The sequence below is a fragment of the Streptomyces sp. NPDC085866 genome (assembly GCF_044541035.1).
Taxonomy (GTDB): Bacteria; Actinomycetota; Actinomycetes; order Streptomycetales; family Streptomycetaceae; genus Streptomyces.
The window spans coordinates 321200-337145 of sequence record NZ_JBITSQ010000010.1 but is presented as its reverse complement, the minus strand read 5'-3'; the positions used below and the strand labels follow the sequence as shown (position 1 = coordinate 337145).

At 74.4% G+C, this 15946-nt stretch carries 11 protein-coding genes; 3 read left to right on the top strand and 8 right to left on the bottom strand.

Going from position 1 to position 15946, the window contains the following annotated elements:
* The first annotated feature begins 100 nt into the window (after positions 1-100).
* On the top strand, positions 101-871 hold the full coding sequence (locus ACIF83_RS26820) for a hypothetical protein (RefSeq protein WP_399730636.1): 771 nt from the start codon (positions 101-103) through the stop codon (positions 869-871).
* 40 nt (positions 872-911) lie between these two features.
* Here ACIF83_RS26820 and ACIF83_RS26815 read toward each other — a convergent pair whose 3' ends face one another.
* Positions 912-2909 carry a DUF6350 family protein gene (locus ACIF83_RS26815; RefSeq protein ID WP_399730633.1) on the bottom strand — a complete coding sequence of 666 codons (1998 nt, stop codon included), beginning with the start codon at positions 2907-2909 and terminating at the stop codon, positions 912-914.
* Positions 2910-3008: 99 nt separating this feature from the next.
* Between ACIF83_RS26815 and ACIF83_RS26810 the strand changes: the two genes are divergently transcribed.
* Complete coding sequence (locus ACIF83_RS26810) at positions 3009-4001, top strand: helix-turn-helix domain-containing protein (RefSeq protein ID WP_399730630.1); 993 nt, start codon at positions 3009-3011, stop codon at positions 3999-4001.
* 91 nt (positions 4002-4092) lie between these two features.
* On the opposite strand, the gene sucD is transcribed toward ACIF83_RS26810, so the two are convergent.
* The 7 genes from sucD to ACIF83_RS26775 all read right to left on the bottom strand — a co-directional run bounded on the left by sucD (position 4093) and on the right by ACIF83_RS26775 (position 14425).
* Positions 4093-4977 (bottom strand): succinate--CoA ligase subunit alpha, encoded by an 885-nt coding sequence (gene sucD, locus ACIF83_RS26805; protein WP_097252849.1) that lies wholly within the window; start codon positions 4975-4977, stop codon positions 4093-4095.
* A gap of 26 nt (positions 4978-5003) precedes the next feature.
* On the bottom strand, positions 5004-6182 hold the full coding sequence (gene sucC, locus ACIF83_RS26800) for an ADP-forming succinate--CoA ligase subunit beta (RefSeq protein ID WP_393467816.1): 1179 nt from the start codon (positions 6180-6182) through the stop codon (positions 5004-5006).
* Positions 6183-6609: 427 nt separating this feature from the next.
* Entirely contained in the window at positions 6610-8616 is a 2007-nt protein-coding gene (locus ACIF83_RS26795; protein WP_399730627.1) for a hypothetical protein, read from the bottom strand.
* A gap of 136 nt (positions 8617-8752) precedes the next feature.
* Positions 8753-9505 (bottom strand): hypothetical protein, encoded by a 753-nt coding sequence (locus ACIF83_RS26790; protein ID WP_399730624.1) that lies wholly within the window; start codon positions 9503-9505, stop codon positions 8753-8755.
* Between the two features lie 164 nt (positions 9506-9669).
* Positions 9670-10860, bottom strand: a complete 1191-nt coding sequence (locus ACIF83_RS26785) for a VWA domain-containing protein (RefSeq protein ID WP_393467807.1) — start codon at positions 10858-10860, stop codon at positions 9670-9672.
* Positions 10857-13298: a DUF5682 family protein gene (locus ACIF83_RS26780; RefSeq protein ID WP_399730621.1), complete on the bottom strand. Its 2442-nt coding sequence runs from the start codon at positions 13296-13298 to the stop codon at positions 10857-10859. Before ACIF83_RS26780 ends, ACIF83_RS26785 begins: the two co-directional genes overlap by 4 nt.
* Positions 13295-14425 carry an AAA family ATPase gene (locus ACIF83_RS26775; protein WP_399730618.1) on the bottom strand — a complete coding sequence of 377 codons (1131 nt, stop codon included), beginning with the start codon at positions 14423-14425 and terminating at the stop codon, positions 13295-13297. Before ACIF83_RS26775 ends, ACIF83_RS26780 begins: the two co-directional genes overlap by 4 nt.
* Before the next feature lie 132 nt (positions 14426-14557).
* Here ACIF83_RS26775 and ACIF83_RS26770 point away from each other — a divergent pair, with 132 nt between their 5' ends.
* Positions 14558-15919, top strand: a complete 1362-nt coding sequence (locus tag ACIF83_RS26770; RefSeq protein WP_399730615.1) for an SWIM zinc finger domain-containing protein — start codon at positions 14558-14560, stop codon at positions 15917-15919.
* Positions 15920-15946: the final 27 nt, after the last annotated feature.

Here is a 15946-nt window from a genome sequence, read left to right as displayed (position 1 = left end):
GAAGGAGCAGCCTCGGGAACGCGGTCGTCGTGCGGTGCGTTTCACGAGGTGGAAGCTCACGTCGGACCGCCGTATTCGCCTAGGGGAAGACGCTCTTTTGATGCCCGATCGCAGCCTGCGACTCCTCACGTTCCCCCCGCGCCCGGCCCAGGGAGGCGAGCGAGGCGCCGTGCTGCTGCGTGAGCGGCCGGCCTCGCCGCCCCAGGCACCCCAGGGCGGGCGGGACGGCGACGGGCGCGGCAGCGAGCAGCAGGACGACAACCCGTTCGCGCCGCCGCCGGAGGGCACCCCCGACAAGCCGTGGCAGCCGCGCCACCCCGAGGGCTCCTCGGGCTCCGGGGGCGGTTCCCCCTGGGGCACCCAGTGGAGCGACCGCCAGCCCGGCCGCTCCCCCGGTGGCTTCGGCGACCGGCCCGGCCGCGGCCCCGAGGGCCCGGGCGGCCCGACCGGCTCCGGCATGCGCTGGGACCCGACGGACCCGGCCCAGCGCCGGGCGCGCTACGCACTCCTGTCCGGCATGTGGGCCGTCTTCTTCGCCCTCTTCAGCTGGCCCTACGTGGCCCTGCTGCTGGGCGCGCTGGCCCTGTACTGGGGCATCAGCGCCCTGCGCGCCAAGCCCCGCCCCGCCGACCCGAACACCCCGGCGCCCGCCCCGGGCCCCCGCCCGCAAGCCAACGCGGCGATCGGCGGCCTGGTCACGGCCTCCCTGGCCCTCGCCCTGGTGGCCACGAGCTTCGCGGTGCAGTTGGCCTACCGCGACTACTACACCTGCGTCGGCGACGCCCTGACCCACGAGGCCAAACTGTCCTGCGAGCAACTGCTGCCCGAGAACGAGCAACTGCGGGACTGGCTGCGGGTCGGGAACGACTAGCCCCGGCGGGGCTTCGGCAAGTGGCTTGCGAGTCGGGGGCTCAGCGGGGGGCTTCCGGGTCGGGGAGTTCGGCGGGTTGGTGAAGAGCGTCCGCGGGAGCCGGGGGCTCCGACACCGGCGCGGGCGCGACCGGCGGGGACGAGGGCTCCGGCGGGTGTGAGTGGTCGACCCGCGCGGGCGACGGATCCGGTGCGGGTGAGCGGTCTACCGGCGGCGGCGAAGGCTCCGCCACCGGGGCGGGCGCGAACGGCGGGCGTGACGGTTCTTGCAGGGCTGGCCAGCTGGGTGCGGCGGGCTGGTCGGTGGGTGAGCCGGGCGAGTCCAAGGGTGTCGACGCTGCTCGCAGGGCTGCCCAGCGGGTGGCTCGGGCGACATCGTCGTGCCAGGCCGAGGGGAACGGGTCGGCGGCGGGCAGGACGTCGTACCTCTCGTCCTCGTCGGGCTGGGTGAGGGGGGACGGTGGGTCCTCCTGGTGGGCCCGGGTCTTCGGCGCCTTCCCCGCCTTGGTCGGCTTCCCCCGCGTTTCGTCCGCCTGCTCCTTCGCTGCGGCCTGTGGAGAACCCTTCGCGGACTCCTCGGCCGCCCCCTTCACGGCCTCCTCGGCCGTCGCCTTCGCTTCCTCCCCCGCCGCCTTGTTCGCCGCCTTCTTCCCCGTGTCCGTCGGCCGCCTGCGCCCCGGCTCCGTCCCCTGCGCCGGAACCGTGCCCCGCGCCCGCCGTCCCCACAGCCGCCACGCCCGTACCGTCAGCGCCACCGGCATCCCCGTCACCGTGAGCCAGAGCGCGGCCGCTCCCCCGCTCTGCCACCACAACGGGCCGAAATGGGCCATCGCTGCCACGCCCAGTGGGCCGCCGGCCAGCGCGGCGAGAAGGGCGAGGATCGCTCCGCACAGGAGCGCCGACAGCAGGAGCACTCCTGCGGTCCGCCCGGCCGACCAGGGCGCTCGCGGCTCCCCCTGCGCCTCCGCCTCCAGGCGCCCCACGGCCCCCCGCCCCACGAACCAGGCGACCGTCACCCCGGCCGCCACCGGCACCACTCCCGCCGTCCAGTTCAGCGGCGTTCCGGCGCCCGCGTCCGGTACCGCCGCGAGCAGCGGGAACGGGGGCAGCAGCGGGGCAGGGTTCGAGGCGAGCGGGTGCACCAGGTGCCCGGTGCCGAGGGCGAAGCCGGGGCCGAGGGCATAGGAGGCCGACCACACCGCCGCGTTGGGGATCAGCGCGATGCCGAGCAGCAGGACGGCGAACCTGCCGGTCCAGCCCTCCGTCAGCTGCAGGAAGGAGGCACGGGCGGCCGCGCCGTGCAGGACCAGCGAGACGCCGAGCAGCAGCGACCCGCCCCCGAAGAGCACCGTCGTCCCGGCCAGCGCGGCCCGTACGGCCGTACCCAGCCGCGCCCGCGCGTCCGACCCGAACAGCAGCCGCCGCACCGACCCCGGCAGCATCAGCAGCACACCGAGCACGGGCTCGCGCGGGCGGCCGTTCGCCGACCACACCCCCGCCCCCGCCGCGCTCGCCGCGACGAGCGGCAGACATGCCGTCACCCCGCCCCACACGGGACGCAGTTCGCCGCCCGAGCAGTACAGCGCGGCCGCGACGCCGACGCCGAGGTAGCCGAGGACCACCCCCGTCCACACCGTGTGCGCCGGGACCGGTGGCGGCGCGTCGGGTTCGGCGGACGCGTCCGTCGCGTCCCGCGCCGCCCGGTACAGCAGCCACACCGGCAGTGCGAGCAGCAGCAGCGGGGTCACGCCGACCGGCTGGGGAGCGCCGGAGAGCGTGTCGGTGCGGACCAGTTCGACGCCGTGCGCCAGCAGCCACAGAGCGGCGGCGATGTGCAGCGCGCCGGCCGGCCCGCTGTCGGGGTACGGCGAGCTGATCCACAGCCCCAGGACGAGCACGGCGAGCGAGCCGATCCCGAGCCCGGCGGCGACCGCACCGCCCAGCAGGCTTGCGCCCAGCCCGGGCGAGCGGTCGCGCATCCCGTGCAGCAGCAGCGACAACGGCGGTCGGCGAGCGGTCATCAGCGTCACGCCCGCCATGCTCCCAACGACACGCGCTTTCCCGTCGTAACAGCGGAACTACCGATGTGTCGCCCAATATATGTTTATGTACATTTTCGTACGAAGGGGTGAGGTACTGTGACGGAGATCCCCGCCGGCTCGCTGCCACCGCCGCAGGAACGCCGACAGCTGCGCGAGTCCCGCTCGCTGACTCAGGCTCAGGTCGCCACGCAGGTGGGCGTCAGCCGGGCCACGGTCCGCTCGTGGGAGAGAGGGCGCAGCATCCCGAGCGGCCGGGAGGGCGAGGCGTACGCCCGCCTCCTGACCGGTGAAGTCCTGACTCCCGCTCAGACCTTCGACGCGCTCTACGCGTTCTGCGCCCCCGCCCTCGTACGCCAGACGTACCTGCTCACCGGGCGCCGGGAGCTGGCCCGGGAGGCCGTGGAGCGGGCCTTCCAACTCGCCTGGCAGCGTTGGCCGGAGGTGGCCCAGGACCGGGACCCCGGCGGCTGGGTCCGGGCGATGGCCTACGAGTACGCCCTCTCCCCATGGCACTCCTTCCGCCCGCGCTACCGGTCCCCCGAACCCCCGCCCACCGACCCGGCCGACCGGGCGCTGCTGCACGCGCTGCTGAAGCTCCCGCCCTCGTACCGGCGCACGCTCATCCTGTACGACGGCGTCGGCCTCGACCTGCCGGAGACGGCGGCGGAGACGGAGGCGAGCACCCCGGCCGCGGCCGGCCGGCTGACCCGCGCGCGGGCAGCCGTGGCCGAGCAGGTCCCGGAACTGGCCGCCCCCGCCGCACTGCACCGACGACTGCTGGAACTGGCCTCCAGGGAGCATCTGCGCGCCGCCAGGCCGCCCACGGTGCGGACGGTCGGCGAACGCCGGAACGTGTTCTGGACACGGGCGGCCATCGCCTTCACGGTCGCGATCATCGGCTCGACGGCCCTGACCCTGCGCACGGCGCCCACACACTACGAGCCACCGATCGCCCCGGCCCAGGCGGTGCAGGGGGTCCCGCCGCCACCGGCCATGGGTCCGCTGTCACGGGCGGAACAGGCTCTGCGAGCGAAGCTGCACCGGGCGGAGTCCAACGGCCCCGAGCGCCTCGCGCCGGCGGCACGTTGAGCCGCGCTGCTGCACCCGGCGCGGCGAGCGAAAACGCAGGCAGGCCCGCCCCGGCGAACGGGACGGGCCTGCCTGTGTGCGGCTGGGAAGCTCAGGCGCTCAGGATCTCCCGGGCCAGCTTCGCCGTCTCGGTCGGGGTCTTGCCGACCTTGACGCCCGCGGCCTCGAGGGCCTCCTTCTTCGCCTGGGCGGTGCCGGACGAACCGGAGACGATGGCGCCGGCGTGGCCCATGGTCTTGCCCTCGGGCGCGGTGAAGCCCGCGACGTAGCCGACGACCGGCTTGGTCACGTTCTCCTTGATGAACGCGGCCGCGCGCTCCTCGGCGTCGCCACCGATCTCACCGATCATGACGATCAGGTCGGTGTCGGGGTCGTCCTGGAACGCGGCCAGGGCGTCGATGTGCGTGGTGCCGATGATCGGGTCGCCACCGATGCCGACGGCCGTCGAGAAGCCGATGTCACGCAGCTCGTACATCATCTGGTACGTCAGCGTGCCGGACTTCGAGACCAGGCCGATGCGGCCCGGCTTCGTGATGTCGCCCGGGATGATGCCGACGTTCGACTGACCCGGGGTGATGATGCCGGGGCAGTTCGGGCCGATGATGCGGGTCTTGTTGCCCTTCTTGCCGGCGTACGCCCAGAAGGCGGCCGTGTCGTGCACGGCGATGCCCTCGGTGATCACGACGGCCAGCGGGATCTCGGCGTCGATGGCCTCGACGACCGCGTCCTTGGTGAACTTCTCCGGCACGAAGATGACGGAGACGTTGGCGCCGGTCTTCTCGATGGCCTCGGCGACCGTGCCGAACACGGGTACCTCGGTGCCGTCGAAGTCCACGGTCTGACCCGCCTTGCGCGGGTTCACGCCGCCGACGACGTGGGTGCCGTCACCCAGCATGAGCTTGGTGTGCTTCATGCCCGTGGCGCCGGTCATGCCCTGGACGATGACCTTGCTGTCCTTGTTGAGCCAGATAGCCATGGTGGTGTGAGTCCTCGTCCTTGTGCTTACTTGGCGGCGGCCAGCTCGGCGGCCTTGTCGGCCGCGCCGTCCATGGTGTCGACGCGCTGCACCAGCGGGTGGTTGGCGTCGGTGAGGATCTTGCGGCCCAGCTCGGCGTTGTTGCCGTCGAGGCGGACGACGAGCGGCTTCTCGACCTTCTCGCCGCGGTCCTCCAGGAGCTTCAGGGCCTGGACGATGCCGTTGGCGACCTCGTCACACGCGGTGATGCCACCGAAGACGTTGACGAACACGGACTTGACGTCCGGGTCGCCCAGGATGATCTCCAGGCCGTTCGCCATGACCTGGGCGGAGGCGCCACCGCCGATGTCCAGGAAGTTGGCGGGCTTGACGCCGCCGTGGTTCTCACCGGCGTAGGCGACGACGTCCAGGGTGCTCATGACGAGACCCGCGCCGTTGCCGATGATGCCGACCTCGCCGTCGAGCTTGACGTAGTTGAGGCCCTTCGCCTTGGCGGCGGCCTCGAGCGGGTTGGCCGCGTCCTTGTCGTGCAGCTCCTCGTACTCGGGGTGGCGGAACTCGGCGTTCTCGTCGAGCGACACCTTGCCGTCGAGGGCGATGACCTCACCGGAGGCGACCTTCGCGAGCGGGTTGACCTCGACCAGGAGGGCGTCCGACTTGATGAAGGTGTCCCACAGCTTGACGAGGACGTTCGCCACCTTGTCGGCGACCTCGGCCGGGAACTTTGCGGCCGCGACGATCTCGCGGGCCTTGGCCTCGTCCACACCGTCGATCGGGTCGATCGGCGTCTTGGCGACGGCCTCCGGACGGGTGGCCGCCACCTCCTCGATCTCCATGCCGCCCTCGACAGAGGCGATGGAGAGGAAGGTGCGGTTGGCACGGTCGAGGAGGAAGGAGACGTAGTACTCCTCGACGATCTCCGGAGCCGTCTCGGCGATCATCACCTTGTGGACCGTGTGGCCCTTGATGTCCATGCCGAGAATGTCCGTCGCACGGGCGACGGCCTCGTCCGCGGAGGCGGCCAGCTTGACGCCACCGGCCTTGCCGCGACCACCGACCTTCACCTGCGCCTTGACGACGGACTTGCCGCCCAGCCGCTCGGTGATCTCGCGCGCCGCCTCAGGCGTGTCGATGACTTCACCGGCCAGCACCGGTACATCGTGCTTGGCGAAGAGGTCCCTCGCCTGGTACTCGAACAGGTCCACGCGCTTCCGTCCCTATCAGTGATCTCGCGGTTCGTTGGATGCGTGGGCGTGCCGCGAAGGGCAACGTGACGTCCGCTGTCACTAGGGAAGCGCACACGGTGTCCGAGCGCGCGGCATGTCCGTCTCGCAGGTTATCGCCGCTTGCGTGGGCACCCTAAATCGAGGGTCACACCTGAGCGGTGATACCTGTCACATGATGCCGAGTTTGCTGACACGGCGTGCCGCGATCGGGGTGATGTGCGAGGCCTCACCGGGCTGGGGTTGACCCGGTGAGGCCCCTGGACGGCCCCCGAAGGGCCCGGGGCGGTTGATCCCCACCCCAATGGGGACCACCCGCCCCGTACCGCGGGGGGTGAGGCCGGACGGGCCGCCGGCGTTCGGCCGTCCGGGTTCCCGGCCCCCGCGGAGCTTGCGCGGGCGCTCAGCCCTACTGCACGCCGTGGCTGTACGCCAGACCCTGGACGTAGCCCGGGGTGGCGGCGTGGGCGACGCCCTGGGCCCCGGCGACGGCGTGCCCGGCCAGCGGACCGCCGGTGACCTGCGCGGTCCCGGCGAGGTCCTGCGCGAACGGCCCGACCTGCTGCGTGAGGGGCGCGGTCTCGCCGACGACACCGCCCGCGTAGGGACCGGCCTCGCCCGCCACGCCGTACGCCAGTCCGCTCGCACTGCCGCCGACACCGTCCACGACCGGCGACACGATCCCGGTCACCGTGTCGGTGATCGTGTCTACGACCGGCTGCACGGCATCGGTGACTCCCGCCGCGAACGGCGGCACCTGTCCGGTCACTCCCTCCGCGAAGGCACCGGTCTGCCCGGCCGCCCCGTGGGCGAGCGGCGGTACGGCGCCCACGACGCCGGCGGCGAAGGGGTGCACGTCGCCCACCACGCCGTACCCGAGCGTCCCCGCGTCCGCCACGGCCTGCCCGGCGACCGGCACGAACCCGTGCACGGCGGTCCCGGCGACGGGCGGCAGCACGGCGTCCACGGCGTCGTGGGCCACCTGGCCGACCAGCCCGGTGGCGTACGGCGGCACGTCCGCGAGGACCCCGCCGACGAGGGGCAGCGCGTCGGCGAGGGCACCGGTGGCCACGCCGTGCACATCGGCGACGGCGCCGGTACCGACCCCGTGCACCTCGCCCGCGGCACCGGTGGCAACGCCGTGGACGCCTGCCACGGCACCCGTGCCGACCCCGTGCACGTCGGCGACGGCACCCGTCCCGAGCCCGTCCACGCCGTACACGGTGTCCGCCGCGCGTCCGTGCACCTGGGTCACGGCGTCCGTGGCGGTGCGGTACACGCCCCCGACAGTGCTCGTGGCGGTTCCCTGCGCGCTCGTCACCGCGCCCGAGGCGGTGCCCTGCACGCCCGCGACCGCGTACCCGGCGGTGGGCAGGACGCCCGACACCGTGCCGGTGGCGGTCCCCTGGACGCCCGTCACGGCGCCCGAGGCGGTGCCGTGGACGCCGGCGACCGCGTGCCCCGCGGTCGGCAGGACGCCCGCCACCGCCTCGTCGGCGACCGGCTGCACCCCGGCCACGGCGACGGAGGCCACCGGCGGGACGGCGGCGGCGGTCGTCTCGTCCACGACGGGCGCGACGGTGCCCGGCACCGCCCGCACCGTGCCGACGACCCGCTGCTCGACGCCGGCGGCCGTGCCGGTGACGTGCGCGGGCACGGCGGCGACGGAGGCCTCGGCGGCGCCGGCCACCCGTGTCGCCTCGCCGTCCGCGAGGGCGGCCGCACCGGCGGTACGGCCCTGCGCCCCGGCCACGGTCTGCTGTGCCGTCGTCCGTGCGGCGCCCTCGACCCCCGCGGCCCGCAGGCGCGCGGCGGCCTGGGTGGCCTGCAGCTTGGTCTGGGCCCCCGCCAGGGCCTCCTCCACCTCGGGGGCGAAGGAGGCGAGGGGGCCGAAGAGGTAGTCGATCTCGTCCTGCGGGGTCGGAGCGGAAGGCGTGGCGGGCGTGGCGGGCGTGGCAGGAGCGGACAGGTGGGTGGCCGTGTGGGTTGCCGCGGCGGCCTCGGTGGTGGCCCGGGCGCCCGCCGCCCGCACGTGCGCCTCGGTCTGCGTCCGGGCGGCCCGGGCGCCCTGGATGGCCTGGCCGCCCCTGATCTTCTCGGCGGTCGGGACCTTCGCGTCGACGTAGCGGCGGGCCTGGTCGGCGGTGCCGGTGACGGTCCGGGTCGGCTGCTGCGCCTTGGCCGCGGCGCCGGAGACGGCCGTGCCGGCCGTGCCGGTCACCCCGGAGACGGTGTCGTGGACGTCGGTGAGGACGCCGTCGACGGTGTCCGTGAGGGTGCCGACGGTGCTCTCGGTGTCGGGTACGGAGACCGCCGGGGTGGACAGTTCGTCGGCGCTGGCCACGGCCGAGCCGAGGGCCCAGGCGCCGGTGACTCCGGCGGCTATCACGATCGAGCGGCGGATGTTCTTGTTCATGCGTGCGTTCAGTCCTTCGGAAACGGCTAGGGGATTCCGTCCGGAGGGCGCCGGGGAGGCCGGCGGGTCCGGCGGAGTGGGCAGACCTGTTCCGCCCCCGCGCGACAGGTCCGTGGCGGGGAGGTCGGCCCTTGGCCTAGCCGGGGAAGACCGGGATGTCCCGGTGCCGTTCCCGGGTCCCGGGCGCGTCGACGCGCGCGGTGATGCCGGGCAGGAGCCGCAGGGGCGCCCGGCCGTCGAGGGTGACGGCGTACGCGTCACCGTGGCGGGATGCGGTGCCGTCGGCCGCCTGCTTGCCGAGCACACCGTCCGGGTCTCCGGTGGGCGCGGGCCGGGCGGGGGCGTCGACGGCCGCGGCGGCGCGGTGCACGGAGGTGTGCGCCGGGGCCTGGGGGGCCTGCGCCGGAAGCGTGAAGTCCGGTCCGTACATGGCGGCCCGCGCCGGTGTGGAGACGGCGGTACGGGCCTCGGTGCGGGCTCGGTCGCCCTTGCCCGCCGCCGGTGCCGTGCTGTCGTGCCGGTCCGCCCCGGGTTCCGGGGTGGCCGGCGCGGGCAGCGGGTGCGCGGGCAGCTCGGAGACCTCCGGGACCTCCGGGAGCTTCGGCAGCGGCACGGAGGGCGCGGCGGGCAGCGCGGGCGCCTGGGCCCGCGTCTCATCGAGGCCTTGGGAGGTCGTCCGTACGACCTCCCGTACGGGGGTGACGACCCGTTCGGTGACGGTTCGTACCGCGTTCTCATGCCCGGTCACCGGGACCACCGAGGTCACCGCAGTCACCGGCGTCCGCTCGGCCGCCTGGGCCTGCTCCCCGCAGAGGAACCCGAGCAGGAACAACCCGCCGACCAGCAGTGCCAGTTGCAGCGCACGCCGCCCGGCCGCCGTACGCAGCACGCGCACAGCGGTACCGAACACAGCGGCTGGCAAGGTCAAGAGGAGGTACTTCCGGTCGGCGCGGCGGGGGGGGTGGCGGCGTCGTCGATCCTCGCACGGTCGGCCCGAGGTAGCGCAACCCCCCTGTTACCGATGGGTAGTCATGTCCCTTTTCCAGCCTGCCGTCACACGGTGTCCGGTATGGGCAGCGGACGCTTCTCGATCGCCGCCGCCATCACCTCCGGGAACAGGTCGGGCGTGCAGGCGAAGGCGGGTGCGCCGAGTGCCCCGAGCGCGGCCGCGTGCTCACGGTCGTAGGCGGGTGCCCCCTCGTCCGACAGCGCGAGCAGGGCCACGAACTGCACCCCGGACGCCTTCATCGCCGCGACCCGCTTGAGCATCTCGTTGCGGATGCCGCCCTCGTAGAGGTCGCTGATCAGCACGACCACCGTCTCGGCGGGCCGGGTGATCTGCGACTGGCAGTAGGCGAGCGCCCGGTTGATGTCCGTGCCGCCGCCGAGCTGGGTGCCGAAGAGGACGTCGACCGGGTCGTCCAGCTGGTCGGTGAGGTCCACGACCGCCGTGTCGAACACGACCAGCCGGGTGTCGATCGACCGCATGGAGGCGAGCACCGCCCCGAACACGGACGCGTAGACCACGGACGCCGCCATCGAGCCCGACTGGTCGATGCAGAGGACGACCTCCTTCTTCACGGACTGCGCGGCCCGCCCGTACCCGATGAGCCGCTCCGGCACGATCGTGCGGTACTCGGGCAGGTAGTGCTTGAGGTTGGCCGCGATGGTGCGGTTCCAGTCGATGTCGTGGTGGCGCGGCCGACTGATGCGCGCGCTGCGGTCCAGGGCGCCGGTGAGGGTGGCCCGGGTGCGGGTGGCGAGGCGCTTCTCCAGGTCCTCGACCACCTTGCGCACGACCGCCCGTGCCGTCTCCTTCGTCGTCTCCGGCATCGCCTTGTTGAGCGAGAGCAGCGTGCCGACCAGGTGCACGTCGGCCTCCACCGCCTCCAGCATCTCCGGCTCCAGCAGCAGCGCGGCCAGCCCGAGCCGGTCGATGGCGTCGCGCTGCATGACCTGGACGACGGAGGACGGGAAGTAGGTGCGGATGTCCCCGAGCCAGCGCGCCACGGACGGCGCCGAGGCCCCGAGCCCCGCCGAACGGTCCCGTCCCGTCTGCGGCCTGTCCCCCTTGCCGTACAGCGCGGTGAGCGTGCCGTCCATCGCCGCGTCCCGGCCGGACAGGGCGCAGCCGGTGCCGTCTGCCTGGTCGCCGCCGAGCACCAGCCGCCAGCGCCGCAGCCGCTCGCGCGCGGGGTCGGCGTACTCGGCCGGCGCCCCGGCCACCATCGGTTCGGTCGTCATGTGCCCACCCCCGCGAGGTTGTTGTCGTGAGTTGCCGCGTTTTCCGGCTCCGCGTCCAGGCCGAGCAGCAGCCGCACCACCGGCAGCACGGCGTCCGCGCGCTCGGTGTCCGGTTCGGCGGCGAAGCCGGGCGGTCCGGCCGCCGGAGCCGCCGAGCCGGTGGTCCCTCCGGGCCCGCGCCGCACCAGTTCGCCGAGGGTCCTGCGCACTCCGGGCTCGTACGCCGAGAACGTGCGCCGCAGCAGCGGCAGTACGTCCGTGAACGCCTCCGCCGGAACCGTGGTCAGCCAGGTGTCGACCAGGCCGAGCAGCCGCTCGTCGTGCACCAGCAGCATGCCGCCCCCGCCGCCGACGAAGCCCTCGATCCAGGCGGCCGCGTCGGCGGGCGGTGTCCCCGGCGAGAGCACCAGACCCATCAGCCGGGCCGCCTCCTCGGGCCCCAGCTCGCCGTCGTCCAGCAGCAGCCGCACGGCCCGCCCCCGTACGACACCGGGCACGGTGTCCCGCAGGGCCAGGGTCCGCAGCACGGAGCGCCAGCGGCCGCGCAGGTCCCCCCGGCCGGTGTCCGGGGTGCCGGCCAGGGTCTCCGCCAGGAGTCCCACGGCACCGTGCACTGCGTCGACATGACCGCGCATCTCCTCCGCCGCGTCCGCGTCCAGAGCGGTGCAGGCCGGCGGAAGGCCGACGAAGACCCGCTCGGCGAGGCCCGCCGCGACACCGGCCAGCGCGCCGGTGTCGGTGCCGCGCACATCGCCGTAGCGCAGCGAGCGGACCAGCGCGGGCAGCGCCTGGGCGAGGTGACCGACGTCCGAGTCGAGGGCCGCCCGGTCGGCGAGCACCCGCATCACCACCGGCAACGCGTCCGGCAGCCCGGCCAGCAGGCAGTGCTCGGCGAGCGCGGTGACCTCCGCGAGGGCTCCCGCGGAGGTCGCCTCCGCCTCCGCCCTGGCCGTGGCCGCGGCGAGCACGGTCGTCCCCCACACCCCCGCCTCGGCGATCCGCACGGACAGCTCCGGCTCCCAGCGCAGCCGCCAGGTCTCCCGGAAGGTGCCCGTACTCCCCCGCGACTCGGCCGGCTCGCCCCAGCCGACGCCGAGCAGCCGCAGGCGGTGCAGCAGCCTGCTGCGGCCGGCGTCGGTCTCCTTGCGCAGGTCCAGCTCCAGCTCGCGCTCCAGCGCCTCCGGCCTGAGCCGCAGCCGGCGCTGCTCCCGGGCCAGGTCGCGCTGCAACGGCACCGCTGGCGCCGCCTCCGGCACCTCCCCGAGCACGTCCCCGACCACCAGCCGGCCGTGCACCAGCGCCAGCGGCACGTCCGAGCCGTCGCACATCACCGCGCGCACGGCGTCGGTGGTCTCGCTCAGGCCGGGCAGCGGACGGCCGCGCATGGCCGCGAGCGTCTCGGCGAGCCGCACCGCCTCGATGACGTGTGCGGAGGAGACGACCCGGTCCTCCTCGCGCAGCAGCCCCGCCACCTTGGTCAGCCACCGCTCGACCGGCCGGTCCGGCGCCCGGAACAGATGCCCGTACCAGCCCGGCGAGTCGATCCCGGCGCCGTACCCGCTCGACCGGGCCAGCCTGCGGTGCGTCCACGGCACCCAGGTCAGGTCCGCCTTGACCTTGGGCAGCCCCTTCAGCAGCGCCCGGTCCGCGGTGACGGTGGTCTTCTCCCGCAGCGCGGGCACGTGCCACGCCCCGCACACCACGGCCACCGCGTCCCCGAACTCCTTGCGGGCGGCCCGCACTTGGAGCCTCATGTGGGCTTCCCGCACCAGGTCGCGGGGCCGCCCACCGACGCCGTAGCGCTCCCGCAGCGCCGTCATCGCCTCCTCCAGCGCGGCGAACGGCGCGAAGGGGTCCGACCGCCCCGGGCCCCGGTGCTCGACGACGTCCTCCCACCAGCGCTCGGGATCGTCGTACCCGGCGGTCTCGGCGAGCACGGCGAGGGGGTCGACGCGCAGGTCCCGCACAGCGCCCGGGTCGCCCTCGGTGTCCGCGTCGCCCTCACCGCCCTTGTCGTCCCCGTCGCCCTTGTCGTCCCCGTCGCCCTTGTCGTCCCCGTCGGACGGCGCCTCCGGCTCGGCCTCCCACGCCAGCGTGTGTGTGGCGGGCAGGTCGATGAAGCGGGCCGGGATGCCTTGTTCGAGGGCCCAGCGGATCGCCACCCACTCGGGGCTGAACTCGGCCAGCGGCCAGAACGCCGAACGGCCGGGCTCGTCCACGGCGTGGCCGAGCAGGGCGACCGGCGGCCGCATGTCCGGGTCGGCGGCGAGCGGGATCAGCGCGTCGGCCTCGGGCGGCCCCTCGATCAGCACGACACCCGGCCGGGCGGCCTCCAGGGCGGCCCGCACCGCGCGCGCGGAACCGGGCCCGTGGTGCCGAACGCCGAGCAGCAGCGGCCCGGAGGCACGGGCCCTGCCCCACGTGGAGTCGTCGCTCACACGCTCACCTCCCGGCAGGCCCGGTAGAAGTCCTTCCAGCCGTCGCGCTCGCGGACGACCGTCTCCAGGTACTCCTGCCAGATGACACGGTCGGCCGCCGGGTCGCGGACCACGGCACCGAGGATGCCGGCGGCGACGTCGCCCGGGCGCAGCACGCCGTCACCGAAGTGGGCCGCCAGAGCAAGGCCGTTGGTGACGACGGAGATCGCCTCGGCGGTGGACAGCGTGCCGCTCGGCGACTTCAGCTTCGTCCGGCCGTCGGCGGTCATCCCGTCGCGCAGCTCGCGGAAGACCGTCACGACCCGGTGGATCTCCTCGATGCCGTCGGGCACGGCCGGCAGGTCGAGGGAGCGGCCGATCTGTTCGACGCGGCGCGTGACGATGTCGACCTCGGCGTCGGCGCTCTCCGGCAGCGGCAGCACCACGGTGTTGAAGCGGCGGCGCAGGGCGCTGGAGAGGTCGTTGACGCCGCGGTCGCGGTCGTTGGCGGTGGCGATGAGGTTGAAGCCGCGGACCGCCTGCACCTCCTGGCCCAGTTCCGGGATCGGCAGGGTCTTCTCGGACAGGATCGTGATCAGCGTGTCCTGCACGTCGGCCGGGATGCGGGTCAGCTCCTCCACGCGGGCCGTCATGCCCTCGGCCATGGCCCGCATCACGGGGCTGGGCACCAGGGCGTCGCGGCTGGGTCCGTGCGCGAGCAGCTGCGCGTAGTTCCAGCCGTAGCGGATCGCCTCCTCCGGCGTGCCCGCCGTGCCCTGCACCAGCAGGGTCGAGTCGCCGCTGACGGCGGCCGCGAGGTGCTCCGACACCCAGGTCTTGGCCGTGCCCGGCACGCCGAGCAGCAGCAGTGCGCGGTCGGTGGCGAGGGTGGTGACGGCGACCTCGACGAGACGGCGCGGGCCCACGTACTTCGGTGTGATCACGGTGCCGTCCGGCAGGGTGCCGCCGAGCAGATAGGTCGCCACGGCCCACGGCGACAGTTTCCAGCGCTCCGGGCGCGGGCGGTCGTCCTGGGCCGCCAGCGCCGCGAGTTCGGCGGCGAAGGCGTGCTCGGCGTGCGGTCGCAACGCCTGCGGACCCTTGCTCCCGCTCGTTTCGACGGACGTCGGTTCCACGGACACAGTCATGGCTGAGGCCCCCTCCAGCTCGGCCGGTTCGGATCTGGCACCCACCGTGCACCACGGCACTGACAATCGCTCTGACCTGTGCAAACGCGCTCGCAGGGCCGATTGTCAGTGGCGGGATCTACCGTCGGTGGCATGACTGAGCAGGGGGTGCGCTGGACCGCGGAGCAGGTGCTGGCACTGGCGCCTGACGCCGCGTCACGCAAGGCGGGGAGCAAGCTGGGCACGGCCGGACCGTGGTCCGAGTCGGGCAGCGGAGAGGGGACGGTGTGGGGGCTGTGCAAGGGCAGCGGCAGCAGGCCGTACCAGACGGTGGTGGACCTCGCGGACGCCGCCGGGCCCGCGTACAAGTGCAGTTGCCCGAGCCGGAAGTTCCCGTGCAAGCACGCGCTCGGGCTGCTTCTGCTGTGGGCGGAGGGGGACGGCGCGGTGCCGGCGGTGGCCGAGCCGCCGGAGTGGGCCGAGCAGTGGCTCTCGGGCAGACGCAGGCGCGCGGAGAGCAAACGGACCGAGAGCGGCGGGAGTTCCGCGCCCGGGTCCGCTGACCCGGAGGCGGCGCGGCGCCGGGCGGAGCGCCGGGCCGAGCGGGTCACGGCGGGCGCGACGGAGCTGGAGCAACGCCTCGCGGACCTGCTGCGCGGCGGCCTGGCCTTGGCCGAACAGGCGGGATACGGGATGTGGGACGAGACGGCGGCCCGCATGGTCGACGCACAGGCCCCCGGACTGGCGTCTCGGGTAAGGGAGTTGGGGGCGGTACCCGCCTCCGGTCCGGGCTGGCCGGCGCGTCTGCTGGAGGAGTGCGCTCTGCTGCATCTCCTCGACCAGGGCTGGCTGCGCCGCGACCGGCTGCCGGACGACCTCGCGGACACGGTCCGCTCCCGGCTCGGCCTGCCCGCGTCGGCGGACGGCCCGCCGGTGCGCGACCGCTGGCTGGTCCTCGCCCAGTACGACACGGCCGAACCGAAACTGACGACGCGCCGGATCTGGCTCCACGGCGCCGAGTCGGGCCACACCCGGCTGCTCCTGTCCTACGGCGCGGCCGGCCGGGCACCGGAACTGTCACTGCCGGTCGGTCTGGCGCTGGAGGCCGACCTGTCCGTGTTCCCCGGCGCCGGCCGGCTGCGGGCGGCCCTGGGCGAGCAGCACGCCCCGCCCGCACCCGTCGCCCTGCGCCCGCCGGGCGTGAGCACGGCCCAGGCGGCGGCTCGCTACGGCGACGCCCTGGGCGAGGACCCCTGGCTGGAGTCGGTGCCGGTCACGCTGGACCGCGTCATACCCACGCCGGACACCGAACCGGGTTGTTGGCAACTGGCCGACGCCGAAGCGGACTCGGCGCTCCCGCTCACCCCGTCCGCCCGCTCCCGCCCGGGCCTGTGGCGCCTGGTCGCCCTCTCCGGCGGCGCCCCCGTCAAGGTCTTCGGCGAGTGCGGCCATCGCGGCTTCACCCCGCTGACGGCCTGGCCCGAGGGCCCGGGCGCCCCGGTGACGCTGTGCTGACCTGCCCGACCACCGAGGGACACGAAG

What these genes read in the sequence shown, in the direction of transcription:
- ACIF83_RS26820 (WP_399730636.1), top strand. Translation starts at nt 101, where the DNA reads ATGCCCGATCGCAGCCTGCGACTCCTCACGTTCCCCCCGCGCCCGGCC.
- ACIF83_RS26815 (WP_399730633.1), bottom strand. Translation starts at nt 2,909, where the DNA reads ATGGCGGGCGTGACGCTGATGACCGCTCGCCGACCGCCGTTGTCGCTG.
- sucD (WP_097252849.1), bottom strand. Translation starts at nt 4,977, where the DNA reads ATGGCTATCTGGCTCAACAAGGACAGCAAGGTCATCGTCCAGGGCATG.
- ACIF83_RS26795 (WP_399730627.1), bottom strand. Translation starts at nt 8,616, where the DNA reads ATGAACAAGAACATCCGCCGCTCGATCGTGATAGCCGCCGGAGTCACC.
- ACIF83_RS26785 (WP_393467807.1), bottom strand. Translation starts at nt 10,860, where the DNA reads ATGACGACCGAACCGATGGTGGCCGGGGCGCCGGCCGAGTACGCCGAC.
- ACIF83_RS26775 (WP_399730618.1), bottom strand. Translation starts at nt 14,425, where the DNA reads ATGACTGTGTCCGTGGAACCGACGTCCGTCGAAACGAGCGGGAGCAAG.
- ACIF83_RS26770 (WP_399730615.1), top strand. Translation starts at nt 14,558, where the DNA reads ATGACTGAGCAGGGGGTGCGCTGGACCGCGGAGCAGGTGCTGGCACTG.